This window comes from Nonomuraea sp. NPDC049624 (assembly GCF_040675255.1).
Lineage (GTDB): Bacteria > Actinomycetota > Actinomycetes > Streptosporangiales > Streptosporangiaceae > Nonomuraea.
In genome coordinates, this window is record NZ_JBFAOR010000003.1 from 360,499 (window position 1) to 381,283 (window position 20,785).

Consider the following 20,785-nt stretch of genomic DNA (forward strand, 5'->3'; position numbering starts at 1 on the left):
CGGCACAATCGATGCGGGCGATGATGATCTCATTTGACATTCTGGGCCCATTGGAAGTCAGGGTCGATGAAGACCGGATTCAGATTGCCGGCCCGAAAAAACGCTCGCTGTTCGCCGTGCTGCTGCTCCGGCACGGCGACGTCGTCCCGGTCGAGGACCTGGTCGCCGAGTTGTGGCGGGACGACCCGCCCAGGCAGGCGGCGAACGCGCTCCACGCGCACGCGTCCCGGCTGCGGATGTCCATCACGCGCTGGCGGGAACGCCACGGCCTGCCGATATCCCTGCAGACCCGCTATCCCGGATATTGTCTCCAGGTTCCAGCCGAGGCGATCGACGCCGTGCGCTTCGAAGAGCTCGACGCCGCGGCGAACACGGTGAAGTCGGCCGACCCGGACAGGGCCGTCGCCCTCCTCCGCGAGGCGCTGGCGCTGTGGCGCGGCCCGGCGCTGCAGGACGTGCCGCACGGCCCGATCAGGGACCAGGCCGCGCAGCTCCTGGAGAGCCGGCGGATGCTGACCACCGCCAGCCTCATGGAGATCAACCTCGACCTGGGCCGGCACGTCGAGATCATCCCCCAGCTCGAGGCGCTGGTGCTGCAGAACCCCCTCGAAGAACGGCTCTATTCGCAGCTGATGGTCGCGCTGCATCGCGCGGGCCGTCCCGCCGACGCGCTCGGGATCTACCAGCTCGCCCGCGTGTCCTTCGCGAAAGAGATCGGGCTGTCCCCCTCGCCCGCGTTGGAAAGGCAAATGCTGGCCATTCTCAATCGATCCACCAAATAGCCGGACGAGACAAGGAGAAACCGATATGAAGACCGACCGCAGGCTCGACGCCGTCTCCCTAGTGCAGGAGATCGGCCGGCGGACGGCGGAAAACCCGATCGACAATCCGATCGTCGCGAAATTGCGGGAGGACCGGTTCACGCCGGCGGATCTGCGGCGGCTGCTGGAATTCGAGGTGCGGCTGAACCGCACCGAACTCGCCGCCTACGCGCTGGCCGCGTCCAGGTTCGCCGGCCAGCCGGAGGACGTGTACTGCCTGCGTCTGCAGGAAATGGCGTCGCGCGCCCGGACGAAACTTCTGGACTGCGCGCGCGTCCTGCCCATAGAACCGCGCACCGGAGACGACGGCCGGGCGGAGGGATTCACCGCCTACGCCTACGGCTCCTACCTGAGCTGGCTCGCGCTCAACGCGAACCGGGCCGGCCTGGGCGCCGCCTCGCTGGTGGACGTCCGCTCGTACTTCGACACCTCCGACGAGCTGGGCGCCTGGTTGCGCAGCCCCGGCAGCGGCGCGCCCGAGGAGGCGGTGGCCTTCTACGGCGGCGAGCCGGAGGGGCTGAGCGCGTCGGCCGTCGCCTTCATCCAGGCCGGGCTCGACGCCGGCGACGACCCGGACGAGGCGCTGCGCCTCAGCGACGTGATGCGCGACGTCATGGGGTACTTCTGGCGAGCGGTGTCGGCCGGCTGACGCTCCGGCGGCCCCCGGGGATCAGGCCACCGGACAGCCCAGCCGGCGAGACCCGGGGACCAGGCCCTGCCCGCCCGCATTCCTATCCCCGGCCCGTGTCCGGCGGGCCGGCGACGAGGGCGGTCAGGGCCTCGGGCGTCGGATGGTCCTGGACGGCGGACACCGGAAGCCGGACGCCGCACACCTCCTCGACCCGCTGGACGATGCGGGTGGCCGCCAGCGAGTGGCCGCCGAGGTCGAAGAAGTCGGATCGGGGGCCGACGTCGTCCACCATGAGGACCTCACGCCAGATCTCCACCATGCCGGTCAGGGGGATGGTCATCGCCCGCTCCTGTTCTGCTCCTGTGCCAGCCGGCGCCGCACGCCGGGCCGGTCGATCTTGCCGTTGGGCGTCAACGGGATCCTCGGGCCGGGCACGACCCGGGTGGGGATGGCACTCTCCGGCAGGTCCGCCGACATGAAACGCCGCAGTTCCCCCACGGTGGGGCACGGCCCGGACACCACGACGAGGGCCCCGAGGGCACGCGTGTCGCCGACGGTGGCGACGGCCGCCTGGCGGACGCGCGGATGGCGCAGCAGCGCGGCCTCGATCTCGGCTGCCTCGACGCGTACGCCGCGCACCTGGAGCTGGCCGTCGTCCATCCGTCCCTGGAACTCCAGCTCGCCGCGGGCGTTCGCGGCGGCCAGGTCGCCCGTCCGGTACCAGCGGCCGGGAAGGCCGGGCAGGGTGACGAAGCGGCGGGCGGTCTCCTCGGGCCTGCGATGGTAGCCGAGCGCGAGCACCGTGCCGCCGATGTGGATCTCCCCGGTGCTCCCGGCAGGCACGGGCCGCCCCCGCGGGTCCACCAGGACGACGCGGGCGCCGTCGATCGGCCGGCCGATGGGCGGCAGGCCCGAGTCCGGCACCCGCCCGATGGGGTGCCAGGTGGCGCAGACGGTCGCCTCGGCGGGCCCGTAGTGGTTGACCAGGTCCCAGCCCCGGGGGAGCCGGCGCAGGCGCAGCGCGTCACCGCCGGTGAGCATCGTGCGCCAGGGGATGTCGTCGTCGGCGTCCAGCTCGACGATCATCTCGGCGAGCGGGGTGGGCGCGAACAGGATGTCGATCGCCCGCTCGCGGCCGAACTCGACCAGCTCCACGGGCGAGACCCGCACCTCGTCGGGAGCGACCACGAGCGTGCCCCCGGCGCACAGACAGGGCCAGATCTCCCAGACGGCCGCGTCGAACCCCAGGCCGGCGGTGTGCAGCTGACGGGTGCGCGGGCCGGTCCGGTAGGTGCGGTGGTGCCAGGCGACCAGGTTGGCCAGGCTCTCGTGGCCGACCAGGACCCCCTTGGGCGTCCCGGTGGTCCCCGAGGTGTGCACGATGTACGCGGCCCGGGCCCGGGTCCGCCGGAACTCCGTCCCGCCCCGGTCGAGCTCGCCGGGCGTGCGGCCGCAGCGGCCGGACACCAGGATCGTGCCCGGCCCCATCTGGTCCAGCAGGGCCCGTTGCCGCCGTCGGGGGAGCGCCGCGTCGATGGGCGCGTACGGGCGGCCGGACAACATGGCCGCCAGCGCGGCGACCACGAAGTCGCGCCCCCGCGGCAGGCGCACGCAGACCGGCGCGCCCGGCGGGCCCGCCCGGTCCAGGGCCGCGGCGCCGCTGACGGCGCGCCGTAGCAGCTCGCCGTACGTGAGGCCGCCGCGGTCGTCCTCGATCGCGACGTGGCCGGGATGGACGGCGGCGATCCGCGACACCATGTCGGGCACGGTCACGTTCATGGGCAGCTCACCTCTCGCGTGGTCGGGGGCAGGACGTCCTGCACGGCGTGGGCGATCGCGGCGGCCCCCTCGTCGGTCAGCACGCTCCAGTGGTCGCCGGGGATCGGCCGCACCCGCACGCCGGCCGGGTACAGGGACGAGAGCCACCGTTCCAGCCACCGGCAGCGGCGCGGCGAGGCGCCGGCCCGCAGGACGACCGCCGGGCAGGGCACCGGGCGGGGGCGGTGGAGGAGGAGTGCGCGCAGGTTGCGGCGGTAGACCCCCGCGAGGTCGAACCCGTCGCCGGACGCCTCGACGAGCCCGGCGATGCGCCGCCCGGCCTCGGTGGCGGCCTCGGTGGCGGCTCCGGTGGCGGCTCTGGTGGCGGTCCCGGTGGCGGCTGCGCCGGGGCTACGGCGGGCACGGCGCAGGTGGCGCAGGTGGCTCAGCGCGTCGGCCAGATGGCGGGGATGGGCGCCCACGGGGATGCCCGGCCCTGGTGGCGGATGCCCGTCCACGCAGATCAGGAGGGCGACCTGGTCACCGTCCCGGGTCAGCTGCCGGGCCATCTCGTGGGCCACGACCGCCCCCATCGACCACCCGAGCAGGACGACGGGCCGCCCGTCCGGCCGTACCCGCCGGAGCTGTCGTACGTGGCCGGCGGCCAGGGCCTCGACCGTGCCGGGGTGGCGGGTCCCGGGGACGAGCCCGGGGGTGTCGAAGGCGTGGCAGGTCCGGCCGGTCAGGGCGCCGGCCAGCGGCCGGTAGGCGAGCGAGCTGCCCGACGCGGGCGGCACCAGGAAGATCGGGTCGGGCGACGGGCCCCGGGCGAGGAGCGTGGGCTCGGCGTCCGGCCCGTCCTCGGCGTCCGGCCCGTCGCCGGCGTCCGGCTGGTCGGCGGCGGACGGCCGGTCGGCGAGGTCGATCAGCTGCCCGAAGGTGGGGCGTCCGGCGAGGTCGAGCAGGTGGCCGAAGGTGGGGCGTTCGGCGAGGACGCCGACCGGGATCTCGGCCCCCAGCCGCTCCCGCGCGGCGGCGGCCAGCCGGACCAGCCCCAGGGACTCGCCGCCCAGCCGGTAGAAGTCGTCCTCGGGGGAGACCGCGTCCACGCCGAGCGCGTCCCGCCACAGGTCCTCCAAGGACGTGCGGGCGGCGTCCGGCCGGTCGGGGGAGGTCGCGGGCGGCGGGAGCGGGGTGGCGTCGTCCGGCGTGACCGGGTCGAACGGCGGGGCCGGGAGCGCCCGGCGCCGCCAGGCGGCGGGGTCGTCCCGGGTGGGGGCGTCCTGGTCGGGATTGTCCACGTCGGCCCAGTTCACGGGGGCGCCGTGGGCCCACAGGGAGCCCAGCGCGTCGAGCACGCCGATCCGGTCCGTGCCGTGGCGGCCGGGGAGGGCGACGGCCGCGAGATCCGCGTTCCAGAACGGATGGCGCCGCAGGGAGGCCGTCGTCGCGGTTCCCGCGCCCAGTTCGGCGAACAGTTCGGCCGGACCGTTCAGCAGGTCGCCCACGCAGGCGCGCATCCGGACGGTGCCGCACAGCTGCGCCACCCAGTAGCCGGGATCGGCCGCGGTCCCGGCGTCCAGGGGCTCGCCGGTGAGGCCGGACAGCACGGTGAAATCGAGGCCGCCCCGCACGGGGGTCCTGGCGACGGCCCGCGACAGCGCGTCGGCGGCCGCGCGCATGGACGGGGAATGGAAGGCGTGGCCCGTACGCAGCGGCGCGTGGGCCACTCCGGCCGCCGCCAGCTCCGCGCGCAGCCGCTCGACGCGTTCGCGCGGGCCGGCCAGGATCGTACGACCGACGTCCTCGACCGCCACCGACAGGCTGGTGTCCCGCCCGAACCCGGGCACCGCCTCCGCCACCCGGTCGAGCGGCAGATCGACGGCCAGCATCCGGCCGGGCGGGCAGGCGCGCATCGCGGTCGCGCGCTCCGCCACCAGGACCAGGGCGTCCTCGAACGTCCACAGCCCGGCGGCGGCCACCGCGGTGTACTCGCCCAGGCTGGAGCCCAGCGCGGCGACCGGCCGCAGGCCCCAGTCCATGAGCTGGCGCGCGATCCCGTAGCCGAGCACGAACAGGTTCACCTGCTGGACGAGCGTGTCGTCGCCGCCGTCCCGGCCCAGGACGTCCGGGTCGAGCCCGAGCCGGTTCGCGAGGACGGTCCGGGCGCGTGCGTCGGCCTCCCGCACGGCGGGCAGGCAGGCGCGCAGCGCCTCGGCGGCGCCGCCGGCCCGCGGACCGCCCTGGCCGGGGAACAGCAGCGCGACCCGCCCGGCGTCCCGCGCCCGCAGCGGTGTGATCTCCCTGGCCAGCTCGCGGACGGCCGCCTCCGGCGTCTCGGCCACCACCGCCCGTCGCAGGGGCAGTTCGCGGCGGCCGAGGCTCAGCGTGCGGGCGGCGTCCGGCATCGAGGGGGCGTCCGGGGCGCCGAGCCGGTCGGCGAGGTCCTTGCGGTAGGCGGACAGGGCGGGCGCGCTGTGCGCCGACAGGCACAGCACCCGCGGCCCGGGACGGGGTGTGCCCGCCGTCCGCGCCGGGGGCGAGGCGAGCACGACGTGGACGTTGGTCCCGCCCATGCCGAGCGAGCTCACCCCGGCCAGCGCGGGGCCGGGCCACGGCCGCCGCTCCGTCGCGACGCGGAAGGGGCCGCCGTCCAGGCCCAGGTCCGGGTTGGGGCGCTCGAAGTGCGCGCTCGGGACGATCTCCTCGTGCCGGAGCATCAGCGCGGTCTTGATGAGGCCCGCGACGCCGCTCGCCGCGCCCGCGTGCCCGATGTTGCCCTTGACCGAGCCGAGGCCGCAGAACCCGGCCCGCCCGGTGTGCGCGCCGAACGCCTGGGTCAGGGCCGCCACCTCGACGGGGTCGCCGAGCCGGGTCCCGGTGCCGTGCGCCTCGACGTAGGACACCTCGGCCGGATCGACGCCCGCCGCGTCGAGGGCGCGCGCCGTCACGTCCCGCTGCCCCTGCACGGACGGAGCGGTGAAGCCCACCTTGCGGGCGCCGTCGTTGTTGGCCGCCGACCCGCGGACGACCGCGACGATCTCGTGCCGCTCGCGCAGGGCGTCCTCCAGCCGCCTCAGCACCACGACGCCCACGCCGTCGGCGGGCACGGTGCCGCGGGCCCCGGCGTCGAAGGGCCGGCAGTAGCCGTCGGGCGAGAGCACGTCGCCCTCGACATGCCGGTAGCCGCCCTCCGGATGGACGCCGATGCGCACGCCCCCGGCCAGCGCCACGTCGCACTCGCCGTCGCGCAGGCTGCGGCACGCCAGGTGCACCGCCAGCAGCGAGGTCGAGCACGCCGACTGCACGGTGATCGCGGGTCCGCGCAGGCCGAGCTTGTAGGCGACCCGGGTGGCCAGCATGTCCTTGTCCCAGGCGGTCTCCGGAGCGCCGTCCTTGACCAGGGGAGGGTCGCAGCCGCCGAAGACGCCGATCGCGCCGTCGAAGCGGGCCGGGTCGAGGGCGGCGTCGTCGAGCGCGAGCGAGGCCGTCTCCAGGAACACCCGCTGCTGCGGATCGATGAACGCGGCCTCGGCCCGGCTGTAGCCGAAGTAGCGCCAGTCGAACAGGGCCGCCCCCGGCATGACGCCGTACGCCGCGACGAACCCCTCGCCGGACGGGTCCGCGCCGCCGCGCGGATTCGGGCGGCGCTCGATCGTGTCGGCGCCGGTGCGCAGGTTGTGCCAGAACCGCCGCACGTCCGCCGCGCCGGGGAAGCGGCAGGCCATGCCCACGATGGCGATCAGGTCAGGCATGCCCGCCTCCTCCGACGGCCGCCGTCACGCCGTCCGCGGCCAGACGGGCGGCGAGGGAACGCACGGTCGGGCAGGCGAAGAACACCGTCACGGGCACCTCGGCGCCGAGCTCGTCCTCCAGCCGCACCTGCACGCGGGTGAGCAGGCCGGAGTCGCCGCCGGCCTCGAAGAAGTTGTCGTCCAGGCCGATCCGCGGCCGGCGCAACACCTCGCGCCACACGCCCAGGACGTGCTCCTCCAGCGCCGCCGCCGGCCCGCCGGGGCGGCCGGCGCCTCCCGCGTCCGCCCGTGGCGGAGCGGCCGCCGGCGGGTCGCCGGGTCTCAGCGGGGTGGTCCGGCCCCGGGCGAGGTCGTCCAGGGCCGCGGCGACGAGCCGCGCGAGGCGGGCCGCGTCGCCTTCGTCCAGCAGGCCGCCCCGGCAGGTGATCGTTCCGTCCAGGCCGCCGTCCGCGGCCGTCCAGACCGTGATCATGACGGGGTGGGCGGCGTGCGGCCGGGTCTCCGGGAAACGCATCCTGGTCAACGGGCGCCCGCCCAGCTCGGCCGGCTCGCCGTCGTCGCCGGTCTCGAAGGCGAGCAGGACCTCGCAGAACGGCGCCGCGTCCAGCCGCCGGGCCGGACGCAGCCTGGCCACGACCCGCTCGTAGGGCACGTGCTGGTCGTCGACGGCTTCGGCGATCTGGTCGCGCAGGACGGCGACCAGCTCGTCCGGGGTGCCGGCCGGCCCGGTGCGGGAACGCAGGACCACCAGGTTGACGCACGGCCCGACGGCCTGGGCGAGCGCGGGATCGGCCCGGTTCTCGGCGGGCACGCCGAAGGTGACGTCGTCGCGTCCGGTCCAGCGGTGCAGAGCGGCGGCCACGGCGCCGGCCACCACCGTGAACGGGGTGGCCCGCAGCCGCCGCCCGGCGGCGCGCAGCTCCGCACCCCGCACCGGCGGCAACGGAACCGTGACGGGCTCCTCGCCGGGATGCGCGGCCGGCCGCAGGATCGTGCTCGGAGCGCCGGCCAGACGCCGTCCGGCACGGGCCAGCGCGGTCTCGTCGTCCCGCGCGAGTTCGGCCGCCGCGACGTCGCGGAACTGCGGCCCCTCCCACGGCGGCGGTGCGCCGCCCGCCTGCGCGGCCGCGTAGCAGCGGCCGAGGTCGCGCATGAGGACGCGCACCGAGCCGCCGTCGGTGACCAGGTGGTGCTGGCGCAGCACCAGCACGTCGTCCCCGTCGGCGGGGCGCAGGACGGCCAGGTGCAGCAACCGTCCCGCGGCGGGGTCCAGGGCGGGAGCCCCGGCCGCCCACCGCGCGACGTGGTCCTCGGACACCTCCCGCGCCCGGATCTCCCGCACGTCCACGTCCGGCTGCCAGGGGTCGCCGACGAGCTGGCGCAGCCCGTGCTCGCCGGAGCGGAAGCGGGTGCGGAGGATCTCGTGCCGCCCGGTCAGCTCGGCCGCGGCCCGGCGCAGCGCGCCGTCGTCCAGCCGCCCGGCCACCCGCCAGGCGACGGTTTCCTGGTAGGAGCCGGGGAGCAGGCGGTCGGCCAGGTGGATCTGCCGCTGGGTGGCCGAGGCCGGCGCCTCGTCCGCGTCCGCCTTGCGCAGGTCGGCGGCGTTCTCGGCGAGCGCCTCGACGTCGAGCTTGCCGTTGACGGTCACCGGCAGGCCGGGCACGGTGGCGTAGGCGTGCGGGATCATGTACGGCGGCAGCCGTTCGGCCAGGTGGCCGCCCAGCTCGTCGGGCGTCGGCGGCGCGCCCGAGAGCACCAGGTAGGCCACGATCCTGCCCTCGGAGCCGCCCTCCAGCAGCACGGCCGCGTCGCCGACGCCGGGGTGCTCGCGGAGCCGGGCGGCGATCTCGCCCGGTTCGATCCGGTAGCCGTGCCACTGGAACTGGTCGTCCACGCGGCGCAGGTAGAGCAGGCCGCCGTCGGGGCCGAGGCGGGCCAGGTCACCGGTCCGCAGGAGCACGTCCGCGCCGAACGCGTCCCGCACGAACCGTTCCCGGTCGAGCTCAGGCCGGCGCAGGTACCCCGCGGCGACGCCCGCTCCGCCGAGCCACATCTCGCCGGTCGCGCCCTCCGGGACGAGCCGCCGTCCCGTACGCGGGTCCACCAGGCGCACACTGGTGTGCGGGAGGGGGCGGCCGATGGGGCTGACGTCCCGTTCGCAGTCCTCGGCGGTCACCTCGTGGACCGTGGCGTGGACGGTGGCCTCGGTGATCCCGTACAGGTTGACCAGCCGGGCGCCCTGATGGCGGCGGCGCCAGTCGCGTAACCGGGACGGGTCCAGCCGCTCGCCGCCGAACAGCACGTACCTCAGGTCCGGCAGCGGCTTGGGGTCGGCGTCGTCCACGGCGACCAGCCGGGCGAAGGCCGACGGCGTCTGATTGAGGATCGTGACGCGCTCGCGCAGCAGCGTCTCGCGCAGCGCCCACGGGTTCTGGACGTCCCCGTCCGGCATGACGACCAGCCGGCCGCCGGTGGCCAGGCAGCAGAAGATCTCCCAGACCGACATGTCGAAGGCGCAGGAGTGGAACTGCGCCCACACGTCGTGCGGCGAGAAGTCGAAGGGGAAGTGCGGGCCCGAGATCCGGGACACCACGTTGGCGTGGGTGACCAGGACGCCCTTCGGCTGCCCCGTCGTGCCCGAGGTGTACAGGCAGTAGGCGGGTGATGATCCCGGAAGCTCCGCAAGCGGGGCGTCCCCGGCCGCCGCTCGGAGGTCGTCGAGCGTGACGGCGCTGTCCTCCCCGGACGGGGTCTCCTCGACCAGGAGCCGGCTACGGCTGTCCTGGAGGATGAACGAGGCCCGGGATCCGGGATGGCGGGGATCGATCGGGACGTACCAGGCGCCCGCCAGGAGCGTGCCGAGGATGGCCTCCACGGTGGCGGGGGCGCGCGGCAGCCTGAGCGCGACGGGGTCTCCCGGCCGGACCCCCGTCGCGGCCAGGCCGCCCGCGATCCGGGTGGCCCGTCGCCACAGCTCGCCGTACGTGACGCGCTCGCCGTCCCCGACGACCGCCACGGCTTCCGGCTGCGCCTCGGCCTGTGCCCGGACGAGACCGTGGACGGTCGCGCCGGACGCCGCCGGCCCCGCCGGGGCCGGAGCCGGGCGGGTGACGAGGTCGAGGTCGCCCAGCCGCCGGTCCGGCGCTCGGGCCACCGTGTCCAGCAGGGCGCCCAGGTAGCCGGTCAGCTGTCCGACGCGTTCCGTGGCCGGGCGGGGGCCGGACACGCCCAGCCATGCCCGTGGCCGTCCCTCCTCCAGGGCCAGGCGCACGTGCAGCGGGCCCGGCGCGTTCCCCCCGGGGCCGGTCGTCCGTACCGTGAGGGTGGCCGGCGGCGGGGAGAGCGCGGGGCACTCCGACACCTCCCGGCACAGCCGGGAGAACGGGACGTCCACCCCGACCCGCACCTCGACCGTCCGGGGCGGGCCGTCGCCGGGGAGGTGCAGGGCGAGCCGCACGCCGCCGTCCGCGCCGTACAGGGACAGCAGGGCGGCGAGGCCCGCCACGAGGCGGACCGCCGGCTCCCGCGCCGCGTCCGGCGGAACGGGGACCGGCCGTTCCACGGTCGTCTCATGCAGTTCCGGAGAGGCGTCGCCGCCCACTTCTGCCAGGAACGCCTCGATCCCTTCCTGCGGTCGTCGTGTCACTGGGAGCTCCCGTTCGACTGGTCAGGTGGTCGCGTGAGCGTCTGCTCGCGTGATCGTGCCGGCTTGTTCGTCCGATCGCTGCTCGCGGGGATTCCGCGGGCCGGGCGCCGCCCCTACCCCGCCCTCCAGGGAGGCACACGGCGACCGCCGCGAACGTCAGAGCCCTGTCACAGCACGATCAGCCGCACGTCAGGACGGGTTGGCAGGAGGGAGGCGGACGCACGTCCCATCGACGAGGGGAGAACCATGTACACCGACTTCGAGCCGACCCCGCTGGCCGGCCAGGCCGTACGGCGGCTGCGGCAGCTGCGGGACGACGACCCCGTGCCCAACCGGTTCCTCGACCGCATGGACGCCGGGACGCTCACGATGGACCACGTCAGGCAGCTCGTGGGCGTGACCCACAAGTGCCACCCCGCCGAGATCACGGCGTTCGCCACGATGATCGCCCGCGACCCGCACCCGCTCGCGGTCGAGTTCTTCGACGGCATGCTCGGCCTGATCCACCGTGCCCGGCCCAAGCTGGCCAAGGTGATGGCCGCCCTGGACCTCGACGAGGAACGCCTGCACCGCTGGCCGGCCGACCCCGCCGCCTACCAGGTGGCCGGGACGTGGGGCTGGATCGGCTTCCTCGGCACCCAGGCCGACGCCGCGCTCGCCCTGTACTGGGACATGGTCCGCTACTTCCCCGACAGCGACGAGATGCTCGCCCGCCTGCCCAAGACCGGCCTCGACGTGCCGGAGGAGTTCGTCGTCTACTACGGCGGCGGGCAGTCCGACGAGCTCGAACGTCAGGCGCTGGCGGTGGCCGAGCACGGCCTGCGGCGCGGGCAGAGCGCGGACGACGCCGTGTTCGCCGCCCGCCTGATGGAGGAGAGCATCGGCCAGTACTGGGCCGCCGCGGCCGCCGACCCGCGCGAGCCCCGGCCCTGATCCCGGCGATCCCTTCTCGGAGGCGCGGCTCCCCGCCACCTGCGTCTTCGTGCGCGACGCCCGGCGGTGCGCTCGGCCCGTGCCGGCGGGCGTCGTCCCCGTCTTGTGCGGGGGCGGCGAATGCGGTGGACTCGCTTGATCACGACAAACCGCGGGTGTGTGCCGGCGGCGGGCCAGATCCGAGAAGGGACACGCAACAATGAAGTTATCGCGGAGCGGCCAGAAGATGTCTGACATGTCGGGCCTGCGGAGCATCATGGAGGACGTCGCGACCTCCACCGCCTCGGGCGCGTCCGACTGGCTGAACCTGAGCATCGGCAACCCCGCCCAGATCAAAGAGGTCATCGACGCCTGGAGGGACCTGACCGCGACCGTCGTGGCCGAGGACTTCGCCGCGACCAGCAGCCGCTACGGGCCCTCACGCGGCATGCCCACCCTGGTCGAGGAGATCGTCACCTCCTTCAACGCCCGCTACGGCTGGGGCATCACGGCCGACAACGTCGTGGTGGGGCCGGGCAGCCAGATGCTCTTCTTCATCGCCACCGCGCTGTTCTCCGGCCAGACCGCCGACGGCTCGTTCCAGCGCGTGGTCCTGCCCATGACCCCCGACTACGCCGGCTACCTGGGCCTGTCCACGGACCCCGACGGCGTGACCGGCATCGCCCCCGCGACCGAGCTGATCGGCGACAGGTCCTTCCGCTACGCCTTCGACTTCGAGGCGGTGGAACGATGCCCCGAGATCGGCATGCTCCTGCTGTCCAGCCCCAGCAACCCGACCGGCCGCAGCATCGACGGCGACGAGCTCGCCCGGCTGATCGACCTGGCCCGGCGCCGTGACGTGCCGCTGATCGTCGACCACGCCTACGGCGCCCCCTTCCCCCGCGTCGCCGCCTCCCGGGTCGCCCCGCAGTGGGACGACCACCTGATCAACTGCTTCACCCTGTCCAAGGCGGGCATGCCCGCCGAACGCGTCGGATTCGCGATCGGGCCGTCCCGGTACATCCGCGCGATGGTGTCGTTCATGGCCAACTCCGTCCTGCACGCTCCGCAGCTCATGCAACGGGTGGCGGCCAGGGCGCTGTCCTCGGGGCTGCTGGACCGGCTCGCCTCCACGGTGATCAACCCGTTCTACCGGGCCCGCCGCCTGTACGCCGAGCGCCTGCTGGCCGACCTCCTGCCCGAGTCCGTCGCCTGGCGGCTGCACGCCGGAGAGGGCGGCATGTTCTGCTGGTTGTGGATCGATCACGACTGGTTCGACGACATGGCCCTGTACCAGCTGATGAAGACCAAGAAGGTCTTCGTCGTCCCGGGCCGCCACTTCTTCGCGCCCCCGGCGTCGGCCGCCACGGCGGAGCCCCATGCCAGGCGGTGCTTCCGGATCAGCCTCACCGCCGACGAACACGTGATCGCCGAGGGCGTCGGAAGGATCGCGGAGGGCCTCCTGGAGCTGCGCCGCGGCTCCTGAAGGCCCGCGCCGCCCGGGACCTGCCGCCCCTCACGAGCCCAGGCCCGGCGCGGCCCCGCCACCAGGACGCCGCTACCTGGCGAGGCCGAGCCCTCGGACCAGGACGGTGGCCGCCTTGGCGATCACGCTGTTGTCCATGGTCGCGTTCGGGTCGGTGCGATTGGTGTAGATCGCGATGATCACCGGCGCGCCGGAGGGCGGCCAGGCGACGGCGATGTCGTTGGCCGGAGCGTACGCGCCGGTGCCGCCGCCGGTCTTGTCGCCGACGATCCAGTCCCGCGGAACCCCGGCCCGGATGCGCTCGGCGCCGGTGACGCTGGCCCGCAGCCAGTCGTTCAGCCGCTGCCGGTCCTCGGGCACGAGCGCGTCGCCCACGCTGAGCTGCTGGAGGTTGCGGGCCATGAACGCGGGCTTGACGGTGTCGCGCTTCTCGCCCGGCTTCCAGTCGTTGAGTTCCGGCTCCCAGCGGTCGAGCCGCCCGACCGGGTCGCCGAGCGAGCGGTAGTAGCGGGTCAGCCCGGCGGGTCCGCCGATCTGCTTGAGGAGCACGTTCGCCGCGGTGTTGTCGCTGGCGGTGACGGCCGCGTGGCACAGCCGGTCCGCGGTCATGCCGTTCCTGACGTTCTCCGGCCGTCCGCTGATCGGCGAGTTCACGACCACGTCCTCGGCCGTCCAGTGCAGCGTGCGGTCCAGCAGGCCGGGGTCGGTCGTGCGGGCCTTGTCCAGGATGGCGCCGCACAGGATGGCCTTGAAGGTGGAGGCGCCGGCGAATCGTTCGCCGCCCCGGTAGGAGAGGGTCCTCCCGGTGCCGGTGTCGATCGCGTAGGCCCCGATGCGTCCCTGGTAGGAGTGCTCCAGCGCGCGCAGTTGCTTCCTGACGCCGGCCGTGCCGCTCTCCGGCCGCGCGGCGGCGAGGGCGGACGCCGAGCGCGCATCGGCCCCCGCCGAGCCCGCCAGGCCCACGACGGCCGCCATCGCCGTCGAGGTCGCCAGCACAGAAGCGCCGAGCCTGGTACGCAGCCCTCCGTGACGAACGTCTCTCATCCCGACTCCCCGATCTCGATCCGGACCTTCCCGAGCGCGACCAGAAGACCAGAGGCCGCAGCGGGATGTCCAATAGCGATATGAGACCCCGAACCATTAGGACCCGGATATTCACCCAGGTGTCAAAGGTCTCCCAGCGCGACGCTGCCCGCGTCCGGGTCCGGCGCGATCGGTGGTCGAGGCGGTACGGCGTCGGTGACCGGGCGCCCGTGTGCGCCGGCCCTGCGCTGCGGGTGATGGGATCGGTTCCATGCCCACAGTGATCACCGGCCTCGACCGGTGCATGCAGGCGGGGTCCCTGCTTCCCGCGGTGTCGGCGATGACCGAGTTCGGCTCGGCGCTGCACGTCCTGCGCGACCCCGGTCACCACGGCCTGCAGGACTGGGCGGCGAAGACCCTCGCGGCGATGAGCCCTGGCCTGGCGGCCTGGACCCGCTCGTGGTGGTGGACGGCGCAGGCCATCAGAGCGACGCCGTTCGTCACCCCCGAGCCCCCGGCGGAGAGCTTCGACGACCGGCTCGAACAACTGCGTGCCATGCCCGCCCAGGAGCTGGCAGGACAGCTGCTGCGGCCGATCGCCCCCTCGGGCGACCGGCAGGTCGCGCTCCAGTGGTCACGCGCGCGAGATCCGGCGGTGGCGGCCCGCGTCGAAGCGCTCGTCAGGCACCCGCAGGACGCTGCCGCCGATTTCCTGTCGTTCCTGCGTCGCAGCCGCCAGGAGTGGTTCGAGGCCGAATGGACCCGGATCCGGCCGGTGCTGGCCGGGCGGGCGCGACGCTTCGCCGACCTGGCGGCCCGGCAAGGGCCAGGGCCCGCACTCGCCGCTCTCGACCCCGCCATGGAGCTCGCCCCCGGCGAGGTGGCCGTACGCATCGCCAAGATCCAGGCCGCCCGTCATGACGTGTCCCGGCGCGGGCTGGTCGTCGCGCCCAGCACCTTCATCCGCCCCCACCTGTACGTGGCCGACGTCCCCGGCCGGCCACTCCTTCTCCTGCACCCCGTCGACGCCGGACTTCCCGTGCCCTCCGCCGCCGTGGTGCGGCGACGGCTGGAGGCCCTCGCCCACCAGGGCCGCCTGGAGGTCGCCCGGGCGATCGCCACCGAACCGCGAACGGCCGGCGAGATCGCGATGTTGTGGAACGTGGACCCGACGCAGGTGAACCGGCACCTGCGCGCCCTGGCCGCGGCGGGACTGGCCACCACGGCCCGTCAGGGGCGGTTCGTGCGGTACCGGCTCGCCGCCGACGTCCTGGAGGAGCTCGGCAGGGACCTGCTGTCGCTGCTGCTGCGCTGAGCACGATTGATCGCATTCGTCAGTCCGCTGGCCGGACGGCCACGGTGGGTGCTGAAGTCCCTCCCAACCACTTCATCGAGGGAGAACCACCGTGACGATCCTGTCTCCGGAAGAGGCGGCCGGCCGCCTGCGCGCCGATCGGGACATCCTCCTCGCCCGCGTCACCGGGCTCACCGAGCAGCAGCTCGACGCCGACCACCTGGTGGATTCGGGCCCGCTCGGCGACTTCTGCCGCTCCTTGCACGACCTCATCGCGCACGTCCTGATGTGGGACGAGATCAACCTGGCGGTGCTGACGGAAGCCGCCGCGGGCCGGCCGCACTGGAGCCTCGATCCACGCTGGGAGGACCCCGCCGTCGGGCAGGCGCTGAACGTCGGCGGCGTCGAGGCGGGCCGGCACCTCCCCGCCTCGCTGCTCCTGCACCGGTTCGGGGCCGTGCACGACGCGATCCTGACGGACCTGAGCCGGTACGACACGCAGTCCTGGGACGCGCCCGGCCTCGGAGCCGTGGTGCAGAGGGCGTGGACCGTGCCCGGCAACCCCGCGTACTGGCACGCCGCCGTCCACCTCCGCCGGCTGCCGTCCACCCCACCTGCCGCCGGCCGCCGGCCGCGAGGATGAAGCCTGCCCGGGGGCGAGGCCCAGTCCCGTCAGTTTTCGTCACCGAGCGTCCGCGACGGGCGTGCACGGCTGCACGGGGGTGCCCGCCTGGGCCAGCCAGGCGCCGAGCTGCCAGGGCACCTGCGGGTTCCCGTTGTCGCGGAACTCCACCACGAGCGTCTCGCCCGGTCTGATGTACTGCGGGAAGATCTGGAGCGTTCGGACGGACTTCACCCGGGTGGCCCTGTACGATCGCGACTCCTCCACCAGCGAACGCAGCTCGCTCGGGTGCGAAGCCGGTTCCCCGCCGTAGGCGCGGTCGACGCCGGTGAATCGCGGGCCCGCGCACCGCGTGGCCGGAGCCAGGAAGGTCACGTCGGCCTTGACGCCGACCGCATCGAGCTTGGCCTCCAGGCCGGCGGGATCGCGCAGCTCGTTGACGGTGACCTCGACCGTGCCGTCCGGGCCTCTGGTCACCGCGTGGGCGGCGGGCCCGGTTCCGCCGACCAACGGTGTGACGGTGATCGCCGCCGCGACTCCGGCCGCGACCAGCAGGCGAGGGCCGGTGACGACGCGTCGCCGGGGCTGCATCCCGCGGAGCAGTCGCTGCCGTGCGCCGGCGAGTTCGTCCGGGGTGGCGGGGGGAACGGTCTGCCACATGGCCTTCAGGGCGTCCATCGGCGTTCTCCTTGTCTGCTCAGGGCTTGACGGATCTGAAGACGGGCCCGGTTGAGTCGCGAGGCGACGGTTCCAGGCGGGACGGCCAGCGCGTCGGCCACCTCCTGGTAGCTCAGTTCGGCCCAGGCGACGAGCAGCAGCACGTCGCGATCGGCCGGTGCGAGCTCCATCAGGGCCAGCGCCAGCGGGCGGTTGACGGCCAGCGTGTTGACCTCGTCCTCGACCGGGGAGCCGGACAGCTCCGCCGGATGCACGCCGCTGCGCACGTAGGCGCGGTAGAGGCTCATCTCGGTACGCCGCCTCCGGCCGATCAGGTTGGAGGCGATGCCGTACAGCCATGGCCGGGCGTCGGGGCGACTCCGGTCGTAGCCGCCGCGGTGCTGGAAGGCGGCCAGGAAGGTGTCGGCCACGACGTCCTCCGCCTCGCTGGGGCCCAACCGTCTGGTCACGTAACGGTGCAGGAGCGGCGCGTGCCGGTCGAACAACGTGGCGAAGATCTCGGGCTCGTCGAGCGATCTCTCGATGAGGAGCGCGTCGTCGACCTCGACTGCTTCGCGAGGGATTGTCATGCATACCGACCTTTCCTGGCGTATGCGGTCACCTGTACTTACCGCGCCGGCCCGAAATCCTTCACGGGAGAACGCGGTCAGTACGGGCGCGAAGTCGTTCGCCGAAGAGCCGGCCCACCGCCGTCGGACGCCTGCGCCGAAGAGCCGGCCCACCGCCGTCGGACGCCTGCGCCGAAGCACGCTGCCTAGCGCCGGATCCCATGAACGACAACAGCGATCTCGACAGCACCATGACCGACAACAGCGATCTCGACAGCAGAAAAAAGGGGCGCGGACGGACGGCCCGGCGGCTGGCCGCCGTACTGGCCGCGCTGGGCGTCGCCGTGGCGGGGCAGGTCGCCGCACCGCCCGCGGACGCCGCCGCCGGACGGCAGCCGCTGGACGGCCTCTGGCGGGCCGACGGGTACGGCACCGTCTTCGACATCGGCCAGGGGCGGCTCACCACCTACGACACGACGGCGATCAGCTGCCTGCGCGGGGTGCTCTCGGCGGAACAGACGGCGCGGACGCGCGACTCGGCGTCCTTCACGGCCCGGGAAGGCGCCCGGCGGATCGTCGTCGAGACGCGGGGGGCCGGCCGGGCGCGGCTACGGTACCCGGGCAGCGTCGGCGCCATCGACCTGCGCAGGCTGCCCCGCCTGCCCCGGGCCTGCGCCATCCCCACGCCCGCTGATCCGGTGAAGGTGTTCGACGTCTTCTGGACGACCTTCGCCGAGAACTACCCGTTCTTCGCCACCAAGGGCGTCGACTGGCGAGCCGTACGGGACCGGTACCGGTCCAGGATCGGTCCGGGCAGCGGGGACGAGGAGCTGTTCGCCGTACTGCGCGACGTGCTCAAGGAGCTCGGGGACGCGCACACCGCGCTCATCGCGGGCGGCAGGCAGTTCGCCAGACCGTTGCGTCCGGGCACCAGGCAACTGGACGGGGTGCCGGCCTTCGTGGCCTTCAACGAACGCGTCCGGGAGTTCGTCGAGCGGAACGACACCCGCAAACCCCTGCAACAGTGGGGACGAGGCGTGATCGGGTACGCCGACCTCCCGGGCGGCCTGGGCTACCTGCGGCTGGGCGCGTTCGACGGCTACGCCGACGGCGGCTTCGAGCCCAACGCGGCCGAGCTGGACCGGGCGCTCGACGAGATCTTCACCGTGTCCCGCACGTCGGGGCCCGGCCGGCTGCGCGGTCTCATCCTCGACGTCCGCGTCAATCTGGGCGGCTACGACGCACTCGGCCTGCGGCTGGCCTCCAGGCTCACCGGCAGGCCGTACCAGGCGTACGCCAAGCAGGCCCGCAACACCCCGGGCGATCCGCCCGGGTTCACCCGTCCTCAGCCGGTGCCGGTACGGCCGGCGGCCGGACCGCTGTACACGGGCCCCATCGCGATGCTCACCAGTAGCCTGACCATCAGCGCGGGCGAGACGTTCACCCAGGCCATGACGGGACGGACGCCCCGGCCCGAGCGGATCGGGGAGAACACCCAGGGGGCCTTCTCCGACTTCCTGTGGCGGCGGCTGCCCAACGGGTGGAGCTTCGCGCTGCCCAACGAGCGTTTCCTGACCCGCGACGGGACCTCCTTCGACGTCACGGGCATCCCGCCGCACCTGTCCGTCCCCGGCGTCCTCAGCGACGAGGAACTGAACGGCGGCCACGACGCCGCCTTCGCGAAGGCCCTGTCCTACCTGACGAGCCGGCGGCGGCGGTAGCTACGGGTTCTTCGTGACGAAGCCTCTCGTCATCAGCCACACGGCGAAGACGAAGCTCTGCAGGGCCAGTGGCGCGTTCATGGCCAGATAGAGCGGCGTGACCACGCCGATCACGCGAAGCAGCACGAGGAGACTCGCCGACACGGCTGCCGCGATCGCCAGGAGTCCCCACCCGGACAACCATCGAGGGATCGATCTCGACCGCCACAGAATGCGGAACAACAGGAGATCTCCAAGGCTCAGCGAGATGATCAATGCGACGTGATTGACCAGATCGCGCGCCGTCCGCAGTACTTCTCCTGCGGCCTCGATGCCGGGTGCGGCGGCAGCGTCGGCCTGGGTGAGCTCCTGGCCCAGGACGAGGAACAAGGGCAGGATGATGACGCCGACGAAGTGGAACGTCGCCGCGATCAGCCTGAACCCGAGGAAACCCAGGCTGAGTGCTTCGTTCTGCGCCCGCACCATCGGATACAGCAACAGCGCGAACCCGACATAGGCGGGGATCATGATGGACTGAGCGACTGCGCCGAGGAGGACCTGGCCCTCGTGTGCGGAGACGAGAGCGAGACGGCGTGGTTCATCGACAGCAGGAACGACGCTCAGCGCGCCGGCGATCATGCCCAGGATGACCAGCGTGCCGGCAATTGCGGTTGCCCGCCTGTTCGTGTGCACGATTCTTGTCCCGAGATCGTCGTGGCGGTCAGCCGGTGAGCAGGTCCATGCGCAGGAACTCGGTGATGCGGAGCAGCTTCGGTGGGCGTGCCACTTTCTCGGGGAGGGCCTGGAACGCCTCGTCCTCCCCGACAAGGCGGGGGGCGGTGAGTTCCACCTCCCTCCCGCCGACGCGGAGCCGCGCGTTCCCCGCCGCCAGGACGTTCTGCACCCAGTCCGAACGCGATCCATAAACCAGCACGAACAGGTAACCGCCGTCGACGGGATGCGCGTCGAGCGGCGTGCGGTACGTGGCGCCGGAAACGCGGCCGACGTGAATCAGCACCGGCCATTTGCCGCCGGTTATCGCACGGGGGTTGAACACCTTCTTGTTCACGTGCCCCCACCACTTCGGCATCGGCATGGAAATCTCCTTCTGCGAGCTCCGTCAAGCGCCAGGACAGCCTTACGGTCGTAAGGCCGCTTACGGGTGTAAGGTTGGCTTACGCTCGTAAGGCTGTCAACCCGTCCTCACCGGAGCCGTCATGCCGTCGCAACCGCTCAGCAGAGTCCTCGTCCTGGAAGCCGCGATCCGGGTCGCGGACCGGGGCGGCGCCGAGGCGATCACGATGCGCCGGGTGGCCCAGGAACTGGGCGTGGAGGCCATGTCGCTCTACCACCACGTGCCCAACAAGGACGCGATCCTCGACGGCGTGGTCGACATGGTGTTCGCGGCGATCGAGTTGCCGGGTGCCGGATGTGACGATTGGCGCGATGCGATCCGTACGCGAGCCGTCTCCGCCCGCACGGTGTTGTCGCGGCACAGCTGGGCCCTCGGCCTGATGGACTCCCGCCGCGATCCGGGGCCGGCGACGCTGCGCCACCACGACGCCGTCCTGGGCGTCCTGCGGGAGGCGGGGTTCACGCTGCCGATGGCCGCGCACGCCGTGTCGCTGATCGACAGCTACGTCTCGGGGTTCGTCCTGCAGGAGGCGAACCTGCCGATGGCGACGCCTGACGATGTCGAGGACGTGGCCGGTGACATCCTCCGGCAGTTGCCGGAGAAGGAGTTGCCGTACCTCGCCGAGATGATCCGCGACCACGCCCTGCGGCCGGGCTACGACCACACCAGCGAGTTCGGCTACGGCCTGGACCTGATCCTGGACGCCCTCGAAGCGCGCCGCAGCGCCCAGCGCGCGGGCGAATTCGGATGAGCTTCTCGGTACGGGCGGCGAGCAC

The 20,785-nt window shown here is 73.6% G+C and carries 17 protein-coding genes; 8 read left to right on the forward strand and 9 right to left on the reverse strand.

Annotated features, from left to right (window positions below):
* The first annotated feature begins 11 nt into the window (after positions 1–11).
* Together AB0J76_RS13215 and AB0J76_RS13220 are read left to right on the forward strand one after the other, a co-directional pair.
* Positions 12–782 carry a BTAD domain-containing putative transcriptional regulator gene (locus tag AB0J76_RS13215; protein ID WP_352324693.1) on the forward strand — a complete coding sequence of 257 codons (771 nt, stop codon included), beginning with the start codon at positions 12–14 and terminating at the stop codon, positions 780–782.
* 25 nt (positions 783–807) lie between these two features.
* The gene (locus AB0J76_RS13220) at positions 808–1,470 is read left to right on the forward strand and encodes a hypothetical protein (RefSeq protein ID WP_352324692.1); all 663 of its coding nucleotides are present in this window, start codon (positions 808–810) and stop codon (positions 1,468–1,470) included.
* A gap of 82 nt (positions 1,471–1,552) precedes the next feature.
* Here AB0J76_RS13220 and AB0J76_RS13225 read toward each other — a convergent pair whose 3' ends face one another.
* Genes AB0J76_RS13225 through AB0J76_RS13240 form a run of 4 tightly spaced genes read right to left on the reverse strand, consistent with a single transcriptional unit; the run spans position 1,553 to position 10,611 of the window.
* Positions 1,553–1,792, reverse strand: coding sequence for a phosphopantetheine-binding protein (locus AB0J76_RS13225; RefSeq protein ID WP_352324691.1), 240 nt, complete (start codon positions 1,790–1,792; stop codon positions 1,553–1,555).
* Positions 1,789–3,231: an amino acid adenylation domain-containing protein gene (locus tag AB0J76_RS13230; protein ID WP_352324689.1), complete on the reverse strand. Its 1,443-nt coding sequence runs from the start codon at positions 3,229–3,231 to the stop codon at positions 1,789–1,791. Before AB0J76_RS13230 ends, AB0J76_RS13225 begins: the two co-directional genes overlap by 4 nt.
* On the reverse strand, positions 3,228–6,965 hold the full coding sequence (locus AB0J76_RS13235) for an alpha/beta fold hydrolase (RefSeq protein WP_364389496.1): 3,738 nt from the start codon (positions 6,963–6,965) through the stop codon (positions 3,228–3,230). The genes AB0J76_RS13230 and AB0J76_RS13235 overlap by 4 nt, the downstream gene beginning before the upstream one ends.
* Entirely contained in the window at positions 6,958–10,611 is a 3,654-nt protein-coding gene (locus tag AB0J76_RS13240) for an amino acid adenylation domain-containing protein (RefSeq protein ID WP_364389498.1), read from the reverse strand. Before AB0J76_RS13240 ends, AB0J76_RS13235 begins: the two co-directional genes overlap by 8 nt.
* A 246-nt stretch (positions 10,612–10,857) precedes the next feature.
* Here AB0J76_RS13240 and AB0J76_RS13245 point away from each other — a divergent pair, with 246 nt between their 5' ends.
* On the forward strand, positions 10,858–11,544 hold the full coding sequence (locus AB0J76_RS13245; RefSeq protein ID WP_352327116.1) for a hypothetical protein: 687 nt from the start codon (positions 10,858–10,860) through the stop codon (positions 11,542–11,544).
* A 199-nt stretch (positions 11,545–11,743) separates the two neighbouring features.
* The gene (locus AB0J76_RS13250) at positions 11,744–13,009 is read left to right on the forward strand and encodes a valine--pyruvate transaminase (RefSeq protein WP_352327115.1); all 1,266 of its coding nucleotides are present in this window, start codon (positions 11,744–11,746) and stop codon (positions 13,007–13,009) included.
* A 72-nt stretch (positions 13,010–13,081) separates the two neighbouring features.
* Here the strand turns inward: AB0J76_RS13250 and bla are convergent, their stop codons facing one another.
* Positions 13,082–14,053, reverse strand: coding sequence for a class A beta-lactamase (bla, locus tag AB0J76_RS13255; protein WP_352327114.1), 972 nt, complete (start codon positions 14,051–14,053; stop codon positions 13,082–13,084).
* A 250-nt stretch (positions 14,054–14,303) separates the two neighbouring features.
* On the opposite strand from bla, the gene AB0J76_RS13260 reads away from it, so the two are divergent.
* Both AB0J76_RS13260 and AB0J76_RS13265 read left to right on the forward strand, forming a co-directional pair.
* The gene (locus AB0J76_RS13260; RefSeq protein ID WP_352327113.1) at positions 14,304–15,347 is read left to right on the forward strand and encodes a DUF5937 family protein; all 1,044 of its coding nucleotides are present in this window, start codon (positions 14,304–14,306) and stop codon (positions 15,345–15,347) included.
* Positions 15,348–15,438: 91 nt separating this feature from the next.
* Complete coding sequence (locus AB0J76_RS13265; RefSeq protein WP_352327112.1) at positions 15,439–15,969, forward strand: hypothetical protein; 531 nt, start codon at positions 15,439–15,441, stop codon at positions 15,967–15,969.
* Between the two features lie 39 nt (positions 15,970–16,008).
* On the opposite strand, the gene AB0J76_RS13270 is transcribed toward AB0J76_RS13265, so the two are convergent.
* Positions 16,009–16,626 (reverse strand): hypothetical protein, encoded by a 618-nt coding sequence (locus AB0J76_RS13270; protein WP_352327111.1) that lies wholly within the window; start codon positions 16,624–16,626, stop codon positions 16,009–16,011.
* On the reverse strand, positions 16,614–17,195 hold the full coding sequence (locus AB0J76_RS13275; protein WP_352327110.1) for an RNA polymerase sigma factor: 582 nt from the start codon (positions 17,193–17,195) through the stop codon (positions 16,614–16,616). The genes AB0J76_RS13270 and AB0J76_RS13275 overlap by 13 nt, the downstream gene beginning before the upstream one ends.
* Before the next feature lie 200 nt (positions 17,196–17,395).
* Between AB0J76_RS13275 and AB0J76_RS13280 the strand changes: the two genes are divergently transcribed.
* Entirely contained in the window at positions 17,396–18,895 is a 1,500-nt protein-coding gene (locus AB0J76_RS13280; RefSeq protein WP_352327109.1) for a S41 family peptidase, read from the forward strand.
* Here AB0J76_RS13280 and AB0J76_RS13285 read toward each other — a convergent pair whose 3' ends face one another.
* Positions 18,896–19,567: a DUF4386 domain-containing protein gene (locus tag AB0J76_RS13285; protein ID WP_352327108.1), complete on the reverse strand. Its 672-nt coding sequence runs from the start codon at positions 19,565–19,567 to the stop codon at positions 18,896–18,898.
* A 28-nt stretch (positions 19,568–19,595) separates the two neighbouring features.
* A complete protein-coding gene (locus AB0J76_RS13290; RefSeq protein WP_352327107.1) occupies positions 19,596–19,970 on the reverse strand; it encodes a nitroreductase family deazaflavin-dependent oxidoreductase in 375 nt (124 codons plus the stop codon).
* Positions 19,971–20,091: 121 nt separating this feature from the next.
* Here AB0J76_RS13290 and AB0J76_RS13295 point away from each other — a divergent pair, with 121 nt between their 5' ends.
* Positions 20,092–20,760 carry a TetR/AcrR family transcriptional regulator gene (locus AB0J76_RS13295; protein ID WP_364389503.1) on the forward strand — a complete coding sequence of 223 codons (669 nt, stop codon included), beginning with the start codon at positions 20,092–20,094 and terminating at the stop codon, positions 20,758–20,760.
* The last annotated feature ends 25 nt before the right edge of the window (positions 20,761–20,785 follow it).

What these genes read in the sequence shown, in the direction of transcription:
- AB0J76_RS13280 (WP_352327109.1), top strand. Translation starts at nt 17,396, where the DNA reads ATGAACGACAACAGCGATCTCGACAGCACCATGACCGACAACAGCGAT.
- AB0J76_RS13275 (WP_352327110.1), bottom strand. Translation starts at nt 17,195, where the DNA reads ATGACAATCCCTCGCGAAGCAGTCGAGGTCGACGACGCGCTCCTCATC.
- AB0J76_RS13295 (WP_364389503.1), top strand. Translation starts at nt 20,092, where the DNA reads ATGCCGTCGCAACCGCTCAGCAGAGTCCTCGTCCTGGAAGCCGCGATC.
- AB0J76_RS13245 (WP_352327116.1), top strand. Translation starts at nt 10,858, where the DNA reads ATGTACACCGACTTCGAGCCGACCCCGCTGGCCGGCCAGGCCGTACGG.
- AB0J76_RS13270 (WP_352327111.1), bottom strand. Translation starts at nt 16,626, where the DNA reads ATGGACGCCCTGAAGGCCATGTGGCAGACCGTTCCCCCCGCCACCCCG.
- AB0J76_RS13250 (WP_352327115.1), top strand. Translation starts at nt 11,744, where the DNA reads ATGAAGTTATCGCGGAGCGGCCAGAAGATGTCTGACATGTCGGGCCTG.
- AB0J76_RS13235 (WP_364389496.1), bottom strand. Translation starts at nt 6,965, where the DNA reads ATGCCTGACCTGATCGCCATCGTGGGCATGGCCTGCCGCTTCCCCGGC.
- AB0J76_RS13220 (WP_352324692.1), top strand. Translation starts at nt 808, where the DNA reads ATGAAGACCGACCGCAGGCTCGACGCCGTCTCCCTAGTGCAGGAGATC.
- AB0J76_RS13230 (WP_352324689.1), bottom strand. Translation starts at nt 3,231, where the DNA reads ATGAACGTGACCGTGCCCGACATGGTGTCGCGGATCGCCGCCGTCCAT.
- bla (WP_352327114.1), bottom strand. Translation starts at nt 14,053, where the DNA reads ATGAGAGACGTTCGTCACGGAGGGCTGCGTACCAGGCTCGGCGCTTCT.
- AB0J76_RS13225 (WP_352324691.1), bottom strand. Translation starts at nt 1,792, where the DNA reads ATGACCATCCCCCTGACCGGCATGGTGGAGATCTGGCGTGAGGTCCTC.
- AB0J76_RS13290 (WP_352327107.1), bottom strand. Translation starts at nt 19,970, where the DNA reads ATGCCGATGCCGAAGTGGTGGGGGCACGTGAACAAGAAGGTGTTCAAC.
- AB0J76_RS13215 (WP_352324693.1), top strand. Translation starts at nt 12, where the DNA reads ATGCGGGCGATGATGATCTCATTTGACATTCTGGGCCCATTGGAAGTC.
- AB0J76_RS13260 (WP_352327113.1), top strand. Translation starts at nt 14,304, where the DNA reads ATGCCCACAGTGATCACCGGCCTCGACCGGTGCATGCAGGCGGGGTCC.